General features: G+C 44.9%; 15 protein-coding genes. 2 read left to right on the top strand and 13 right to left on the bottom strand.

The window, feature by feature from the left end; genetic code table 11:
• The first annotated feature begins 64 nt into the window (after nucleotides 1–64).
• A complete protein-coding gene (locus tag L4C35_RS21985; protein WP_428464890.1) occupies nucleotides 65–1,096 on the top strand; it encodes a glycosyltransferase family 4 protein in 1,032 nt (343 codons plus the stop codon).
• Here the strand turns inward: L4C35_RS21985 and L4C35_RS21980 are convergent.
• The 13 genes from L4C35_RS21980 to L4C35_RS21920 form a co-directional block, all read right to left on the bottom strand.
• Entirely contained in the window at nucleotides 1,078–2,565 is a 1,488-nt protein-coding gene (locus L4C35_RS21980) for a response regulator (RefSeq protein ID WP_428464889.1), read from the bottom strand. The two genes, L4C35_RS21985 and L4C35_RS21980, sit on opposite strands and share 19 nt — an antisense overlap.
• On the bottom strand, nucleotides 2,565–3,260 hold the full coding sequence (locus L4C35_RS21975) for a P-loop NTPase family protein (protein ID WP_428464888.1): 696 nt from the start codon (nucleotides 3,258–3,260) through the stop codon (nucleotides 2,565–2,567). Before L4C35_RS21975 ends, L4C35_RS21980 begins: the two co-directional genes overlap by 1 nt.
• Nucleotides 3,257–5,935 carry an SLBB domain-containing protein gene (locus L4C35_RS21970; protein ID WP_428464887.1) on the bottom strand — a complete coding sequence of 893 codons (2,679 nt, stop codon included), beginning with the start codon at nucleotides 5,933–5,935 and terminating at the stop codon, nucleotides 3,257–3,259. The genes L4C35_RS21975 and L4C35_RS21970 overlap by 4 nt, the downstream gene beginning before the upstream one ends.
• Nucleotides 5,932–6,711: an OmpA family protein gene (locus L4C35_RS21965; protein WP_428464886.1), complete on the bottom strand. Its 780-nt coding sequence runs from the start codon at nucleotides 6,709–6,711 to the stop codon at nucleotides 5,932–5,934. Before L4C35_RS21965 ends, L4C35_RS21970 begins: the two co-directional genes overlap by 4 nt.
• A 1-nt stretch (nucleotide 6,712) precedes the next feature.
• Complete coding sequence (locus tag L4C35_RS21960) at nucleotides 6,713–7,024, bottom strand: STAS domain-containing protein (protein WP_428464885.1); 312 nt, start codon at nucleotides 7,022–7,024, stop codon at nucleotides 6,713–6,715.
• Between the two features lie 159 nt (nucleotides 7,025–7,183).
• A complete protein-coding gene (locus L4C35_RS21955; protein WP_428464884.1) occupies nucleotides 7,184–8,980 on the bottom strand; it encodes a sugar transferase in 1,797 nt (598 codons plus the stop codon).
• A gap of 9 nt (nucleotides 8,981–8,989) precedes the next feature.
• Nucleotides 8,990–10,066 (bottom strand): glycosyltransferase, encoded by a 1,077-nt coding sequence (locus L4C35_RS21950; RefSeq protein WP_428464883.1) that lies wholly within the window; start codon nucleotides 10,064–10,066, stop codon nucleotides 8,990–8,992.
• A 9-nt stretch (nucleotides 10,067–10,075) separates the two neighbouring features.
• Nucleotides 10,076–11,518, bottom strand: a complete 1,443-nt coding sequence (locus tag L4C35_RS21945) for a GumC family protein (protein WP_428464882.1) — start codon at nucleotides 11,516–11,518, stop codon at nucleotides 10,076–10,078.
• 2 nt (nucleotides 11,519–11,520) lie between these two features.
• Nucleotides 11,521–11,877 carry a hypothetical protein gene (locus L4C35_RS21940; protein WP_428464881.1) on the bottom strand — a complete coding sequence of 119 codons (357 nt, stop codon included), beginning with the start codon at nucleotides 11,875–11,877 and terminating at the stop codon, nucleotides 11,521–11,523.
• A 70-nt stretch (nucleotides 11,878–11,947) separates the two neighbouring features.
• On the bottom strand, nucleotides 11,948–13,120 hold the full coding sequence (locus L4C35_RS21935; RefSeq protein WP_428464880.1) for a glycosyltransferase: 1,173 nt from the start codon (nucleotides 13,118–13,120) through the stop codon (nucleotides 11,948–11,950).
• 3 nt (nucleotides 13,121–13,123) lie between these two features.
• Nucleotides 13,124–13,819: an acyltransferase gene (locus L4C35_RS21930; protein WP_428464879.1), complete on the bottom strand. Its 696-nt coding sequence runs from the start codon at nucleotides 13,817–13,819 to the stop codon at nucleotides 13,124–13,126.
• Between the two features lie 15 nt (nucleotides 13,820–13,834).
• Nucleotides 13,835–15,145: an O-antigen ligase family protein gene (locus tag L4C35_RS21925; protein WP_428464878.1), complete on the bottom strand. Its 1,311-nt coding sequence runs from the start codon at nucleotides 15,143–15,145 to the stop codon at nucleotides 13,835–13,837.
• Complete coding sequence (locus L4C35_RS21920) at nucleotides 15,136–16,512, bottom strand: lipopolysaccharide biosynthesis protein (protein ID WP_428464877.1); 1,377 nt, start codon at nucleotides 16,510–16,512, stop codon at nucleotides 15,136–15,138. Before L4C35_RS21920 ends, L4C35_RS21925 begins: the two co-directional genes overlap by 10 nt.
• 232 nt (nucleotides 16,513–16,744) lie before the next feature.
• On the opposite strand from L4C35_RS21920, the gene L4C35_RS21915 reads away from it, so the two are divergent.
• Nucleotides 16,745–17,671: a glycosyltransferase family 2 protein gene (locus L4C35_RS21915; protein ID WP_428464876.1), complete on the top strand. Its 927-nt coding sequence runs from the start codon at nucleotides 16,745–16,747 to the stop codon at nucleotides 17,669–17,671.
• Nucleotides 17,672–18,115 lie beyond the last annotated feature (444 nt).

Raw genomic sequence — 18,115 nt, 5'->3', positions numbered from 1 at the left:
GAGCCGAGTCTTAGACTCGGCTTTTTTTTTGCATTGAATTTCTTATCGATATAAGGAGTTGGATGTGATCTATCTATTGCTCGACAGTTCTGGCTTTGGCGGTATTGAAAGCCACGTACTTCAGTTAGCTCGTTTGTTAAAGCAGCAGCGCCAAGCGGTCACTGTGATTTTTATTCGTCGCTATGCTGATCATCCCTTATACCTGCAATTAGCCGATGCTAATGTCCCTGTACAATTCTTGTTATCAAAACAAGCTCGCCATTCTGCATACACTTTTGCGAAGCAACTTAGTCGTGATGATGTATTGCATGCTCATGGCTATAAAGCGTCCATACTGGTTCGTTTGTTAGGGCTTTTTACCTCTTCTCTTACTGTCACAACTTTCCATGCCGGGGAGTCTGCCTCAGGACGCGTGGGTTTTTATGAATGGCTTAATCGGGCCTCTAGCTTTTTGTCTCGTAATCTCGCGGTCAGTCAGGCGATTCAAGATTCTGTTCCTAGCGCTTGCGAGCTTCTGCCCAATTTTGTTTCTGTTCCAGCACAATCTACCAGTTTAAGGCGTGAACGTGCTGATAGCTCACAACGATTACAAGTCGGTTTTGTAGGGCGGTTATGTGAAATAAAAGGTATTGATCGTTTTGTCTGGTTAGCGGCTCAAAATGATGGCTGTGATTACCATGTATTTGGTGATGGAGAGGACGAAACATTTCATCAAGCCATGACGATGGTGGGTGATGACGGTTCGATTCAGTGGCATGGCCGTGTTGATGATATGGCTAACCATTGGCATTCGTTAGATATATTACTAATGCCTTCACGGGCTGAAGGGTTACCGATGGCGGCACTGGAAGCCATGTCTAATGGCGTTGTTACCCTTGCGACAGATGCGGGAGATCTTACTCGGTTATTACCTAGCGGCTGCGTGGTTAGTCAAGTCAATTGGCAGGTATTGGCCGATATGGTTAAGGCTTTTGATCATGATAGAGAGCTGACAATCGAGGTCGCAATGGAGCAACAACTGCGCGTTCGCCATACTTACAGTTGTGTGGCACGCTGGCCACAGCTAAAAGCTATTTATCAACTGACAGAGTCTTGATGGCAAGTGGGATTTCGGTAGCTAATGGTGACTAAAGTTTTATCATCAACAGTCATAGGTGCATTGTATCGCCATAATTGTTGATGGCGTTGTTCTGGTGACAAGTACTTTAATTGGTTTAATGCTTGAACACTCCAGTGAGATTCGGCTAAGCCATCACTATAGCAATGGATACTCATGCCTGGTTGAAATGTGCCTTGCCATGGTTCGACGTCAATTTCATCAAATAAGCCCAGTAAGCCTGAGGCGTGTTGGAGCTGTTCGCTTCTTTCCTCTATGAAGCATAAAGGGGCTGGCATACCGGCATTGAGATACTCTGCTCGCCCTCCCTTTTGTAGATGGATCAGTTGCAAACACAGCAGATGATGGGATTGGCTCTGACATAGTTTGGTATTGAGCAGCAGGAAAAGCTGCGCAGGTGTGATGTCATTATTTTCGAGTAGCCCACTAATATAGCCCTGCCATACCGCACCATTGGCTTTCGCGATAGCACCGTGCCCCATGTGATCCCCTAGGATGACTAATGTTGTGCCGTCAGCTAGGCTACGTTGCATCACAAAATCGCCACTGCTTTCTGCTTGCTGGTTGATTTGAATGTGCCAATGGTTTTCCTCTGCCTGAGTGTTGGCTAACGGAAGACATAAAGCGAGTTGTTGCTCGAATTGTAATTGGTATTGCGTGGTAAGGTGTTGATGCCGTTCTAACACTCGCTGGATAACGCCGAGTAAATGGGGTTTATTGATGGGTTTTAGTAAGTAGTCATCAATGGCGGATTGTCCTGCTTGCGCTATGCTGTCAGCGAGGGTGTCACCTGAGATAAAGACAAACGGCAGTGTTGCATGCCTTCGTTGTTGTTTGACATGATCGCGGAAGGTAATCCCACTCATGATAGGCATGTGAAAATCAGTTAAGACAAGGTCACAATGATTATGAGCCAGCCATTCAATTGCTTCTGTTGCTTGGCTAAAAATAGTAAGTTGGTAATTGTCCTCAAGAAAATGCGCTAAGAGCTTAAGCTGACTTTGACTATCATCCACTATGAGCAGTTGTTGTTTCTGTTTTTTGTTGGAAAGATAAAAGCGAAGCTGGTTGCCAGTTGTGGTTGTTTGGTAATCAAAATCGGGGAAGGTTGCTTTGATGATCGCGAGTCCCATTCCTGACTCTGATAGCGTTGTTGGGAATTGTGCATTACAAAGTGCCGTTTTTAATTGCTTCCACGGCTGACCGTTATCCTGAATCGCAAGGTAATGGCCTTGCTGACACTTGCCATAGCTAATCAGGATTGAGTGAGTAGCTTGGGCTTGATGCTTGAGTAAATTGGTACAGTATTCACTGCAGACCAACTGTAACTGCTGTAAACGAGTTGCTTCTATTTCAAGTGCTGCCGCTTTATCCGTAAAAAGATGGCGGATACTTTGAATGGCTGAATAGGTTAATTGGAAGCGTCGTTGTAACAGTACTTGTTCCATTACTGGTACTTTCCTTGTAAGAGTGGATTGGTTGCAAGATAACGGTTGATTTTGGCCTTCATTTTATTCGGTAGCCAACCTGCCTTACTGTTTATTACTCTTTGTATTTCTTCTCCTAAGCTAGGGTTAATTTGGTCATTGATTAAGGTGCCGATGAGACCAACATTGCCCTGTTCAAGGCGTTGAGAGCTGGTGAGGACATCACTTTCCGTTGTCTTACCTGCAGCAATGCATAATATAGTCCCGTCGCTGGCTTGGCCGATTGACGCTATTGCTAGGTTTCGCCAATTGGCAGTATTGATATTACCCACATCACAAATAATATATTGGTATTGCTTTAGCCACAGCTTAACGGCGGCTGAAAGGATTTGTGGTTGGCGTAATTCAAAGATGGTTTGTTGTGATTGTGGTTGTGGTAGTAAATCGAGTTTATCGCTGAGTTGTGTAATATGATTAGTAAAATTAACCGTTTGGCACGACCAGTCAGCTTTGGGGTAGCCTTGCCCTGATCCAGAAAGATCCAGATCGATCAATAGCGATTTGGGTTGATCGGACGATAATCGTTGTGCGAGCCAATAGGCTTGTGTGGAGGTGCCGCAACCCGCACTGGCGCCCGCTAAGGTTATAACCCGGCAGTGTCGCTGATGGATATGTTGAAACAGTTGGTCAAACTCCTGACTAAGCCAAGGCTTCATAAAGCGGCTCCTAATACGACTAAGGTGACGATACCTAGGGCATCGCGTAACGTTTGGCGTAGTTGTGAGGCGGTAGAATCTTCTTCGGTTGGCACATAAACCGTATCGCCTGGTCGCAACAACGGCAGGGGCGATTGGCCTGGGTTTTTTACGTAACTGCGTAAGTTGAATGTTTGCGCTTGATCGCCACAGCATGAAGTATTGACGATCATGATACGTTCAATATAAGCGGTATCTTTAGGTCCGCCAGCTTCAGCCAGTAAATCTAAGATATTCATTTGATTGTTAAAGGCATATCGGCCAGGTTTGTTGACGCTCCCCATCAGTCGAACAACACGTTCCGCTGGCTTATCGAGCCAATTTCCTTGTTCTTTGGGAACATAGATAACATCGCCAGGTACCACGCGAGGCAGTAGAGTTTCATCACCGGTTTCAAAATAGAGCGAGAGGTTGAGTGTAGTTACTTTACTGGTATTGCCACTGCGATGACTGATCCGTATTTGGCGTAGATCTGCCTCGCCATTAGGACCATCTGCGGCAGAAAGAATATCGAGGAAGCCGAGCTCTCGGTTAAAGGCATAGCGACCGGGTGCACCCACTTGGCCAAAAACATAAATGGAGTCATCGGCAGATTGACGGATCCAGCTCGATTTATTGTCAGTCGGATCATGGGGTAATTCATCAATGACGACGGTATCGCCTGCGGTCAGCCGAGGAAGGCCTGCAAAACTGCCGCCTTCGGTAATGAAATTATCAAGGTCAAAATACAGGACGTTTTCTTGTGCTTGACGATTTTCTTTAATAATACGAATGTTGGTAATGTTTGCTTCTTTAGTGGGACCGCCAGCTAACGCTAAGACATCCAGAAAGGTCATGCTGTCATTCCAATTAAAGCGTCCTGCCGCTTTAACGGCTCCCATTACTTTTACCGCTTGTGTGTCGGCAATGGCATCAACTGGCGGTAGAAAAATTACGTCGCCAGCGACAACTTTTGGGAGCAGTGTTTCGTTACCGGTTTGGAAGTAATGCGCCAAGTTAAAGCGACTGACTTTGGTTGTTTTACCATCACGGTGAGTGATCAGTACTTCCTGAATATCGGCTTCACCAGTAGGGCCATCTGCGGCGGATAGAATATCGAGAAATCCATGCTCGTCATTAAAGGCGTAGCGACCTGGAGCGCCAACTTGGCCGAAGATGTAAATTGAATCTTGAGCTGATTGGCGCACCCAGCTGGCTTTATTATCGGTTGGGTCATGAGGAAGCTCATCAAAGATAATGGTGTCACCTGCATGTAGCTTAGGCAGCTGATTGTTGGACTTTCCTTGTTTGGTGAAGCTTTCAAAATTGAACGTGCTGATCCTAGGCTCGCCAGGGTTAACGTTGTCATGAATAATACGAACATTGCTAAGATTTGTTTGTTGCTTGGGGCCTCCCGCATGGGCGAGTAGATCCATAAAGTTCATGGTGTCATTCCACTCAAAACGCCCAGGGTTATTCACTGCTCCAATTATTTTAATCGCGCGATCATTGGTCACTTTTAGCCAAGACTTTTCGTTAAAATCAATTTTTTCCGGCACAAAGATAACATCTCCTGGCACCATTTTAGGGAGGGGGTAAGTCTCTGGTGATTGTGTATATTTAACTAAGTTGATGCTTATTGCTGGCTTGGTATTACTGAGTAATTTGATGTGTGTTGTATCGGCAAAACGAGTCGGGCCGCCAGCATTCGCAAGAACATCAATAAAGCCAGTGTTGGTGCTACTTTCGTAGGGGCCGGGGGCTTTGACTTCTCCCATCACGTAGACAGTGCGTGAGGTGGTATTAATATCTTCAACCTCTATCGGAGCGAAAATAGTGGTGCCTGGTTTAACAGGAGGAAGGTTAGCGTCATTGCCACTGTCTAGGTAGGCTTTAAGGTCAAACTGATACGGAATATTATCGGTGATCACGCGGATCTTAGTGACGTCAGCATAACGGGTCACCCCATCAGCCCGCATGATGGCATCAACTACCGTCATGTTTGGTTTATAGCTAAAGGTCCCTGGATTTCTCAACTCACCAAAAATGGTGAGGCCTTGTGCTTCATCGGCATCGCCGCCTTCCCGTAGCGAAGCGGCATCAAAATTGACTTCGATATTGCCGAGTAATGGTGAAGCAGGAACAAAGATGGTATCACCACCTTTTAAGGCGGGTAATGCTTGTGTCTGCTTACCATCGAGATAGGCTTTGTAATCAAAAAAGGTGGTTTTATCGCCACGGATTAATTTGAATTGATCAAGTTGTGCGCCGGGCCTTGCGCCGCCCGCTGCGGCGAGTGCCATTTGAATATTACTGTCTGGTTTTAATGACACCATCCCTGGTTTTTCAACGTAACCGAGCACTTTTACCCGCAAAAGGTGCTCCATAATCCGCAGTTCGAATTCATCTAAATTTCGGTAGATCACTTGGAGGAGCTGCCTGATTTTTTGTTCTGCTTGCGGAACCGTTAAGCCTGCGACGGCGACAAGTCCCACTTCAGGCAGTAAGAGTTGTCCTTGATCGTCGATAGTAAAAGGATCCTCAAAATCACTTTCGCCTGGTAGTTGAAGGTATACGCGATCTCCAGCGGTTAAGGTCGTGGCTTGCACGCCCGAAATCGGGAAGAGGAGTAATACGATCAACAGCAGGAATCTCATAATGACTCCTTCACTGCATGCCAATCTTGCAATGAATAAACACGATGCTGCGAACGAGTATGGTGCTCAACCAAGACCACAGCTTCCACTTTGCGGTTACTTAAGCGCTCAGTTCTCGACGCTGGATTTTCAATAGATGCCTTTTCACCTGCACTAAAAATAGCAATTTGTTTAGGCTCAACCCCTTGCTCAATCAAAAAGCGTTTTACTGTATCTGCGCGGCGCATACCGAGGTCGTCGTTATACGGTTCAGTACCTAGGGTGTCGGTAAAGCCTGTTAGCTGTAAATGCCAATGGTTTTGTCGCTTTAGTATTGATGCTGCACGGCGGAGGGCTTGTTGGTAGTCGGGCAGTAACTGAGTGCGATTAAAGGCAAATTGGTTATCTATCTTCATCAATACTAAGAACTTATCGCGCAATTCCACTTCAGAGTAATGTGGGTTTAAACATAAGGTGTGGTATTCCAACCAATCCATTTGCAGTTGGATTTTGGCAAATTGAGTTTGATATTGCAGAAGAGTGATATCAGCATCGTCGTCAAAGCCCGCTTTCGCTTCTTGGCGTGCTTTGCTATAGAGATTTTCCAGCGTTTGGTATTGACCAGGTAAACATGATTTTGCTCCTCGGGTCGCCAGGATCTGTAATTCAAAATCATGATGCTCAAGCTCAAGCCATTGTTCGGTTTCTGGTGGTGAATAGGGGTTATCTCCTGCGGCAGGCCAGCTTGAGCACCCATTGATCATAAGAGTCGTAACAATGAAAGAAAGTCTGACCATATTAATTCAGCTCCGCTGTCGTGATCAGTGGGATCACTTTGTCAATCCGTAACATTACAATCAGCTGGCGAGGTTGGCCGTTAACGTTAAGTAGGCGTAACGCTTTGCCACGGCATTTCAACCGTTTGTATAAGAAAACAATGGCACCAATTCCACAGGAGTCAATAAATTGTACTTTGGTCATGTCAATAACGAGCTCGGGATGCTCTGTTTTACTGAGGACTTCTAATTGGTCTTCCATTTGTTTGGCAACATGCGCATCGAATTCATCCTGCAGAGCAAGTGCGATTACTGATTCTGTCATATTTGGCATATTAACCTCGTGATAGCACCATCAGAACAGGTGCCTTATTAGTCTTATCGTGAGGAATAGCGTGATTGCTATTCCGTTAGGTAATAAGGACTATTCAAGTGGTATGCCAAATTGTTGGACTAAAGTGTTGGGAGCAAAAGGTATGCTTAAGGGGGCTGGTTATTGGCCGCGTTTAGTCACCATGACCAGAATGGTTTTGAAGATAATAAACGTATCCATTTTTAACCATTGCCACGGCGAGCCAAGTGCTGCGGCGTAGGCATGATCCCAGGCTATTTTTTCTTTTACGTCATCCAGACAGCGATCATAGCCTTGACTGACTTGGGCTAGCCCAGTAATACCTGGTCGTAAACCGACAGTGCGCTCTAAGTAAAATGGCAATGCATTTTGCAAATCACCACAAAGCTGTGGTCGCTCTGGACGCGGCCCAATCAGCGCCATATCACCTTTAATGACATTAATAAATTGCGGTAGCTCATCCAATCGAGTTGTTCGCAAAAATTGGCCGATACGCGTTACTCTTGGATCATCTTTTTGCGCCCATACTGCCCCTGAGTTTTGCTCGGCTTTGTGGGTCATAGTGCGGAATTTAATGACTTCAAATAAATCTGTATGTTGCTCGCTGATTTGACCAACCCGCAGTTGGCGATAGAAAACAGGGCCTTTTGAATCAAGTTTGATGAGTAGGGCGATAAAAGGCCAAAACGGTAAGGTGACTATTAACCCAATTAGACTCAGGACCAGATCGCTAATCCGTTTAAAGCATTGTGTTGAGCGCGCTTGGTAATCGTGAAGGGGAGGGAGATGACGCCACCCTTGTTTAAATTGACCATTGAGATAGCGCATCATTCCAATCAGCGATGAGTAGTAACCGCCCACGAAATAATGCCATTTACTTAAGTATTTCTGTTTAACGCCCCATACCGGCAGTAATGCGAGGAAGTAGCCAGTCAGTTGGCCGAGTACCAGTATGATTGCTAGTGAAGAGCCTTGCATCGCGAGTACGCAGGTGGCGATAAGGTAACCGACGAATAGGAAAGGCATGATAGTGCGAAGCCCTTTGCCTGAGCCAAACAACCAGCCTAGTTTCTTTTGTTTTGGCGAAAATAAAAATCGGCAGCGTATCAGCTGTTGTAAATTACCGGCGCCAATGCGTTGCCGACGCTGGTGGTTTTGTTGATCTGTTGAAGGTGAAATCTCGACACTGTTAATGTCTTGATTAAGTAAAACGTTATAGCCCTGTTTTATTACCATCATAGGTAACATGAAATCATCATTGATGGTGTCGTCGGGTAATGGGGTAAACAGCGATGCACGCATAATATAGAAAGCACCGTTTCCGCCCATCACGCTTCCTAATTGGGATTCAGCGTAACGAATATTATTTTGCCATTGCCAATACTGCACTTCCCCTTGGCTTGCTTCTGCTAATAAGTAGCAACTGGTGATTGCTCCTGTCTCTTCATTTTGAAAGCTGTGGGCGGCTTGGGTAAGCGCATCAATGGAGATGAGCGCAGAGATATCACTGAGAGCAATGAGATCGTATTCTGCCGATGCTTGCGTCATTAAGGTATTTAGCCGAGCGAGTTTACCGCGGTTTTGTTTTTTATCTGTCCATTCTAGTGCGATACCTGCTTGTTCAAATTTGGGCAGCCACTCTGTAATAATCTCTGCCGTATTATCGCTGCAGCCATCGCAGCAAATTTTGACGCAGAGTTTTTCTGCTGGGTAGTCGAGCATTAATATATTCGCTAGTTTAGCGGCCATATAATTGGCTTCATTATGCGCGGGCATGACTAATGCGATAGTGGGAAATGTATGATGATCAGAAGTGGTTGGCGCTACGGGACCATGGGTAGTGCGCTGTTTACCTAAACGAATCATCACCGTGGAATACAAAATATGATGATAGATGATCAATACGGTTAGTAAGATAACGATAAGCCACAGCATCATGATACTCCTTTACGAGAAAGCCACTGATTCATAACGGGTTGCCATAGTTCTGATATCGGCACAGTCACGCACAAAACGCGCATTGTGAATACTGACTTCTTTATTGTGTTTCAACCCTTTCATTAATGCATTGGCGAGTAGCTGAGGGATATTTGGCTCCACCAGTATTCCCGACAGTGGACACAGCAGATCAGGGATCCCGCCGACTTTTGTTGCCACAACACTTTTGCCACAGGCTTGCGCTTCAAGCAGAGCCAGCGGTAAGCCTTCTTGGCGTGATGGCATACAAAAAAGATCGATAGCTCGGTAGAAGTTCCGCATTTTGCTGCAATAGCCTAACCAGTGGATACGATGGCTAACTTGGTGTTGTGAGGCGAGTTGTTTGAGTGCTTGCTCCTCAGGGCCTTGTCCTGCAATAACGAGGTGGTGATCATCTGGGAGTTGGGTGAGTGCGATTATCGCGATATCTAGCCCTTTTTCTTTGACGAGGCGTCCAGCGCAGCCGATCACTATTTTATTATGAGGAATGCATAAGTGCTGACGAGAAAAAAGCTGATGCCCTGGCGAAAAGTAGTCGGTATCAATGCCATTGAGGATAATATGATCCGCAGGGCGGCCTAGTATTTTTTCAAGTTGTAATGCGACACGAGGTGCATCTGCGACCAACTGTACTTTATTGCTGCTGAGCAACCATTTGGTTAATCGACGCTGCTTTTCATTCTGCAAATGCCAACTATCATGTTCTGTTTGGATATGACGAATTTTTGTTGTCACCGTGGCTAGGCGGCTATACAGCAGCGGACCAATATGGTGAGAATGAACCACACTGACATTGAGTTTTTGGATTAAATTGCGCAGCTTAATGACAGTCGAAAGGCTTTTTCCTATGGGTTTATTCAAGAAGAACAGTTGGTCTTTAAAGGGAAGCAGTTCAGGCCATGCTTGAATCGCGTCAGCTTTGTTGCCTTCAAGTGCCACGACATATTGTTTATAGCCAGGCGATGAGAAGCGCAATAAATTCAGTACCAAGTGTTCAATGCCGCCAGGATTAAGGTGCTGAACAACTTGTAAAGTAACATTCTCCATAGCGGTTCCTTAATTTATAGCATGTTGAAAATTTGGAATACGAATAAGTACAGGGGCACTCGTTAATCGAGTGATATGGGCGCTTTGGTACAAACGTGTATCAAAGAGTTGCACTACACAAGCGAGCGATAATCCAAGCCCAAGCCCACCTGCTATACCTAAGCAAAAGTTGAGCCACCAAGGCCAATTTAAAGGTTGGGTAGGGACGCTTGGGCGGTCAATGATTTTGAGTTTGTCGGGCTCTTCAAATCGTCCTAGTTGGCCTGTGACTTTTGCCATTTCAAAGCGTTCAAATAAGCGATTGTAAATACGAGATTTTACATCATGATTGCGCTGTAGTGTGGTGAGCTGCTGTTCTAGCTCTGCGTATTCAGCCCGCATTTGATTGACGTTGTTCGCTTGTTTATTGAGTAGCTTTAGCTCTTCGTTCAGGGCGTGAATTTGGTTTTCAGCCTGTTGTAATTTCTCAAATTGGCTGAGTAAAATGGGTTGCGATTTGCTATCGCTCGATGACGAGTGGCTGGCTATACGTTGCCAAAGTTGGCTGATCTCTTGCTGAGTCAGTGCTTGTTGGGAACTCATCAATTTTGCTCTTTCTTGCTTGAGTCGATTAAGCTTTAGTAATAAGGCTTTTACCGATGAATGTTTGTCGGTGTAGCTTGCTCGTAAGATGGCGAGCTTCGCTTCCGCTAAGACGATTTTTTCTTCCATCATCCCGATGACTGGATTTGTGCTGGCGAGACGTTCGAATAAGTTGTCACGTTGTGATCTGGCATAAAGCAGTTTTAGCTCGGTATCTCGAATTAGAGTTTTAAGCTGGGTATCATTTTGAATATTAGAACCTTGCAAGTGGGGTAAGTTGTCTGCGTTATTGGCTTTAAATATAGCGAGCTCTTTTTCGGCATATTCCAAATCTTGTTGGGTTGCAGTGAGTTGGCGTTGGAGAAAAACTTCAGAACTATCGATTGATGCGCGTCCTGGAGCGCGAAGTTTTTCTAGAAAAACACTGGATATTGTATTGAGGATCAGAGGGATGTCTTGGGGTTTATGCCACGTTAAACCGAGTTGAACAACGTCATTACCTATGAGCTCAAGCTTGAGTTGCTGATTGATCATCTTATAGTAATAAGCGATGGCTTCTGAATCTTGCGCATCGGCCAAGCCTGATTGAACAGCCACATCATCGAGTACGCTTTTACTGTGGATTAAAACGCGCAATGCTTTGATCCTTTGTTTTAAGTTCATCGCAATTGATAGATCTTCAAGGAAAGGATTCAGCATGGCTGTTTCTTGCACCAAGATGGTTGTTTTTCCATAGTAACGTTTAGCTTTCACCATGGTGCCCGCTGTCATTAGCAGTGGCATCACGATCATAGGAATAACCACTAAATAGCGGTGTTTCCACAAGGCCAGTAGCAAAGGGTAAAGTTGGGAAAATAACCTTGAACGCATTGTTATAGCCTCTTGAGTAGCACGGTATCAGCTTGTTGTTTGGGGGCAAATTCAGTGCGTAATGGGATGTTTTTCGCAGAGGATATTTTGTTAATTGCCTGCATCCGCTTTTGGCTTTGTAGTAGCGAATCAAAAGGGTTATTGAGGTTCGCAGGGGCAATATAAGCAGCAAGCTGGTGGTAGGGATTATCTTCAAAGAATTGCTGGACTTTACGCTGCTGCTCGACATTGAGTGAGACTTGCTCTGGGCTAAAAAAGATCTCAAGTTGCTGAGTTGTTTGTGTGGTTGTCGCGCAGCCACTCAGTAATAGCAACCCTAAGTAACTCGCACGTAAGATGTGTTTGATTGTACTTGGCATGCTTGACCCTTTATTTATTCGAATTACCCTCTCTCAGTAGTAGCAAAAAAAGTGCCGTGTTGTTGTTTGATTAGTCAGGTTTATCTTTCAATTGATGATATATGCGATCTGTTACTTCTTTCGCCCTTGCTTGCCATGTCTCGGCTGCTATCAGTTGACGAGCTTGAGTTTGATATTGGTTGCGTTCTGTTTGTCCCCAAAGGCTGTAGTGATCAATAGCCTGTAGCCATTGTTCGGTGGTGGTAGCGGTTTTTATCACCGAGCGATAAGGCTGCGTGGCAGGGAAATCACTACTTATAGTAGGGCAACCTGCGGCTAAATATTCTCGTAATTTTAACGGGTTACAAGCTTGGATTTGTGGTGTGTTTTTAAAGGGTAGGATTGCCATATCCCAGTGTTGCAAATAGCGCGCAAGTTGCTCATGCGGTTGCGTGGGGAGGAAGTAAACATTATTAAGCGAAGCCAGTGTGGATACATCAGCATTAATTGGCCCGAGTAGGTAAAAATTAATTCGTGGCCGCTGTGTGGCAAGTGCTTTGAGTAATGCTTGATCTAACCATTGATCAATACTGCCATAGAAACCAATACTGGTTTGTTGCAGGTTTATATCGGCAGGTGCCGCTTGCGGCGTTGCAAATTGCGAAAGCGAAACACCATGTGGCAGTAATATAACGGGGTTATGGGGGCTAAGTTGCTGTAACTTAGCTTGTAGCATTGGACTACACGCGAAGACTAAGTCCGCCCGAAGCACTAAGCGCTGTTCGGCAGTGGCAGTGGCGTGATGATCCACCCCTGCTAACGCTGAAAAGTCATCGCCACAGTAATAGATCACTAAATCACTGTCGCAAATAGGCAATAGATCGATAGCGCTTGGTAATGCAGTCCAGATAACGCGTTGATAACGTTTTTTAGGTAGCTGCCGCTGTAGACTCAATTGATTGAATATTTTCAGCCATGCATGCTGCGCTAACGGCCAAACTAACGGTTGAATGATATGAGAGGGCGTTGTTTGCTGGTGGTTTTCTTGGCTATTAGCCGGTGAATCTACCGAAGGATTTTTAGCGCTGAATTTGGCGAGTAACTTCTCTTTTATTCGTACTATATCACGTCGATTAATGCTTGGCTGGCGCAACCCTATCGAGTTAACCCAAGTCACGGGATAGGATTGCATGAGTTGCGAAATAATATGTTGGCTGCTTGAAGGGTGGCGTCCCCAGTCTTCACCAAAAACAAGAAACTCCATCAATTAGTACTCCAGTTGTTTGATGACACGTGCAGGGTTACCGCCCGCAAGTACTCCACTGGGAATATCTTTTGTGACAACACTTCCTGCTGCAATGACACTGTTTTCTCCTATGGTTACACCTGCCATTACCATCACGCCAGTGCCTAGCCAGACATTACGGCATAGGTGGATATCGCCAATTTGATGGGGTAAGTCCGGCTCACCTGCTGCACGAGCATGAGGATTAATAGGGTGCCCTGGGAACCCTGCGAGAAATACTTTTCCTGCTAGACGAACATTGTCATCAATCTGAATCTTGCGGCCCACTGCTAAGGTGTTTTGCCAACCAATGTCGACGTTTTTACCTATCGCTAGTTCTGGTGTTTCATTTCCCCATACTCGTCCACAAAATGTAGAGATACCAGAGATACGGCAGTCATCACCGAGAGTGATACGCAGTTGGCCTAAGATTTGTGGCATGCCGGAATACAATTGGAGTTGCGCTGGCCGAGAATCTACTTGCGATAGAAAAATCGGGGTGTAGTAACCTTTTTGTAAGCACCAAGCCACTACATTTTTTAAAGAAAGATGGGCTTGATAGAGGCTGGCATGAAAAAAGGGGATCACAGGAAAGGAACAGCCACGAAAAGTGTGAATCTGTTGTTTTAATTTAGATAGCTGAACGGGAGTTAAGTGTTGTTTAAGCAGTGCACGCATAGCGGTCTCCTTCAGTTATTCGACTTTCCTAGTCAGTCGGTGCAAGGCCAGTAATAAGGCGATTAATATATATATAGGCCAAGTGGTGCCTTGGGTAAGAAAGGTACCACCGACACAAAATGACAGTAGCCCTAACCATAATCCTTGTGCAAAGGGAGCCATGAAGTGGTGAGATAAACGTTGTAACAGTTGATAACTTAACCTCAATGCTCCTATAACCATAAGCAGGAATAGTACCAATCCGACAAAACCTGTTTCAGATAATATTTGGAGCCAAGTGCTGTGCACTGCATGATTTTTACCATCCCAATGCGGTGAATAGAGGTAGTAATTAAAATAGAAGTTATCCAGGCCGACACCTGTAAATGGATGGTTGAGTGCCATTCGCCATGCCGCTTGCCAAGCATAAATTCGGCCCATGGCCGACTCATCGACACCTGACTCTGCGGCGCCGCCAGAAGCTCGGTCGCTGATCCCTGCTAGGGCAATAAGTACAATTCCACCAAAGGCAGTAATAATGGTTGGTAAAACAAAGGAACGACTTTTGATAAGTAAAATGGTGAAAATGCCACAGCCAATGCCGAGCAGTCCGCCACGGCTTTGCGTTGCGATTACGCCCATGATTAAGGTGATCAGAATAACGGCACAACATGCACGTAACCAGAGTTTGCCATTAAAGGTATAGGCGAGGGCAAAGGCGACAGGGAACTGTAAGACCAAAGCGAGATCGTTGGGATCGCCGAGCATGGAGCCTATATCTCGGCTAATAGTGACGCGTGTGCCTTCAACTAAACCGATGCCATTGGCTTTATTCATAATGGCGAGTATGGCAATCGCAAGCCCACTGATGAGCAAGAAAAAAGGCACAACCTTAAGTTGGCTTAATTTGGTGGGTAGCCATGCAATCGCAAAAACCATGATAAGGATTTTGATAAAATTACCATTAAAGTTGGTAAAAGCTTCGCTGCGGTTGGTGGCTAAGAAGCAACAGACTAAGACCCAACAACTAAAGAGAACAAGGTAGGTTTGTAGAGGGTGCCATTCGAGTTTGTCGCGACTCAGCCAAAGTTGCCAGAAAAGCCCAGCAAGACTCGCTAGCGCTAATAGTTGCGGGATTTTGAATGGCATCAGAACAGGAAAGGCTTCGTGGATCCGAAAGTAGGAAAAAATAATGAAGCCTAAGCACACCCAAAAAGCTTGGTTAATGACAAAGGGCAGCATGAATAAGACGCCAGCTACGAGCACGATATGACCTTGTTTGTACCAAGCGAATACAAACAATAGACTACAAATGAAGGCCAACAGCTGCTGCTTTGCTATAGCCATAAGCGTCTCATAGTTTGAGTTTGCTGCCATAACATGATTCGCCATGGCCAAATAACGGATGTAAATAATGTGAGTGTGATTAAGCATTTGATGCTGAATGCGCCCCAATAGTGGGCAATAAGCAGCAATATAATAAGTAGATAGCTAATGAGTAAACGTGCATTGGGGTAGGGAAGCGGTAATAACCTTTGGCTCCATGTATAAAAGAGGACAAGTCGAAGTAGCTGTAGGCTGGCCCCGCCAGCCAGTAGGCCGGAAAGCCCCCATATTGGTAAGACAGAAAAAATGATGGCGACAGCGACGATTGCGCTGATCACATTAATCATTAGAACGCTTCGTCCATCCTCTTGCTGATAACACCCCATGTTTAAATAGGTTGATGCTTGTTTTAGCATCATCATCGCTGCCAATATTGGCAATATATCTGCGCTTGCATGAAAATCACTGGGTAGCCAATAGGTAAGGAAGAGTGGACCAATAGTTATAACGCCCGCAGCAATAAGGCTACTTAATTGACAAGCACTGATACTGACGAGCGCAGCGTGAGCAATGCCTGTTGAGTTGTTGATAAAACTAAACCGTTTGGGGAACCACCATAAACCAAAAGGTTCAAGGAGCAGACTTGCCGCCATAGCCCACTGCATTGCGATGGCATAAGTCGCCAAGTCAGCCAAACTCAGCATATCTGCGATCGCCCAGCGTTCAATACCTAATGTAATAAAGGCTAACAGTCCTGCAAGGGTGATTGCTCGCCCATAGCGTATTAAGCGATCTAATTGATAAAACTTCGGGATGGGTAAATGAGGAGAAAGGTACAGAAATTGGCCAAGCTGGCCAATTAGCCCTGCAACCATAATCCCATTGATGCCATAACGTGGCGCAAGAAGTACGATTAATATTGCTTGGCTAAATGAGAATAGCAGTAGTGCGCTCACAAATTGTTTGGGCTGGTGGGCGAGACGTAGTTTAGTTAGAGGTACGGTACAAACTGCATTCAAACATAAATTAGCCATTAAGCAATAAAGGGATAGCAGAGGTGGTGATCCCGGTAACCACTGCTGGATGGTTGTGATGTTTGAAATGAATAGAAAAGAAGCACCACCGCAGATAAGAAGTAAAACGGTTAATGCCCCACCTAATAATGCCTCTCTCTTAATCGTGCTGTCATGAGCAAAGCGACAAAGGGCATCTGGGATGCCAAAAGTCACTATTAATGATAGACAAGTTATCAGCGTAATTAGCACATCGAGCCGACCATATTCGGTTGTGCCTAACCATTGAGTGACCCAAGGTTGCAATAGCAAGCCAATCAATTTGCTTGTGATCAGCGCGATTCCATAAATCAGTACGGTTAAAGGTGCATTCATTACGTTGGCCTAATGTCAGTCAATAAATTGCAAAATGCAGAAAGCGTTGCAAGTTGATCATCAAGATGAGGACAAGTCCTCCCAAATAGGTGTTCGGATATCGAGTTTGCTAATAGTGCCGTATGTAAAGAGGGACTGTAGTTGGGGAGATACAAGTTTGATGCCACTAGTCTGCTGGCGTATAGATTGCATGAGCTTGAAGCTACTTATGACATAAGCGAAGGAGAACGTTATGCATAACGAAATTGGAGTGAGTGTAGTTATCCCTAATTACAATTGCTTGTCATCACTTCCTCGGGCCATTGATAGTGTTCGTACTCAAAGCGTTAAAACAGAGATAATTGTTGTCGATGATGGTTCAACAGATGGTTCGCGTGAGTGGCTTTCAGCACAAACTGATATAAAAGTAATACACAGTCATCGTATAGGGGCGTCAGCTGCTCGGAATTTGGCGATCACTCATTGTATGTTTGAACTGATTGCCTTTTTAGATGCAGATGATTACTGGTTAGGCACAAAGATACATCATCAATTAGCGCTACATCAGTTATCCCCTGAGCTCACGTTTAGTTTTAGTGATTATCAGCATGTTACTGAACAAGACGTCAAAATTATCGGGTGCTTTGAGTTCTGGCCTCGCTTTAAGTCATTCATCAATCAAAAAGAGCTCCACCTAATTGAAGGTGATATGTTTCCTCTTATATTTGCCGAGAATGTCGTTGGCACGAGTACAGTTATTGCGAATAAAGCCGCCCTTATGGCTGTCGGTGGTTTTGATGAAAAACTACGATCTGCTTCAGATTGGGATTTATGGTTAAAACTGGCACAACGAGGATCTGTTGGCATTGTTAATCAGGTGCTTTGCCATTATGTGTCTGATCGTGTTGGTGCGATTAGTCGTGACCAAGGTAGTCGACTTCGTGCAATGAAAGTGATCTTATGGCGACATACGAGCGCAATAAAGCAACATCCTATTGCATTGATTGCTGGCTATAGTCGCTGGGTGTTAGGTATTGCAGAGCATAATCGTAGCCAAAAAGCATACTTCTTAGCTTTTTTGCAGCAAGCATTAGCATGTTGCACGCAACCTAGTCGTCGTCATTTTCGTGCGATGGGAGGGGATATACTTCGTCTTGTGATGGTAAAAAAAGCAGAATGATCATTGTTGGTCGCTATCTGTGCAAACGATATATATTTGAGAATTTATGCTTGTCAGATGAATCTAAGTCTCTATAATGCCGCCTCACTGACACGGAGTATGACTTACCAACAAGGTAAGAAAGGCGACGAGTTAGTACGGTGAATGCCTTAGAAATTAACTATTAAAAAGTGTTTGACACTCAGTTCGGTTTCTATAGAATGGCGCACCTCTTCAGAGCGAAAGCAACGAAGAAAAGCTCTTTAACAATTTGACCATGCAATCTGTGTGGGCACTCGTGAAATGAATAGTCAAAACTATTCATTGTTACTTTTTAAGTAAGAATGAATTTGGCATCAATGAACTGAGTGACCAATACAAATAACAAGTTTACTTATTATTTGGCACAGTCAATTCGAATATCATGACTAGCTTCTAGTTATCGATATTCAATCAGTATTCATT

Source organism: Photobacterium kagoshimensis, assembly GCF_050337045.1.
In the GTDB taxonomy this organism is placed as follows: domain Bacteria; phylum Pseudomonadota; class Gammaproteobacteria; order Enterobacterales; family Vibrionaceae; genus Photobacterium; species Photobacterium kagoshimensis.
Note: the sequence above shows the minus strand (reverse complement) of the source record. Positions and strands in the feature narration are given on the sequence as shown.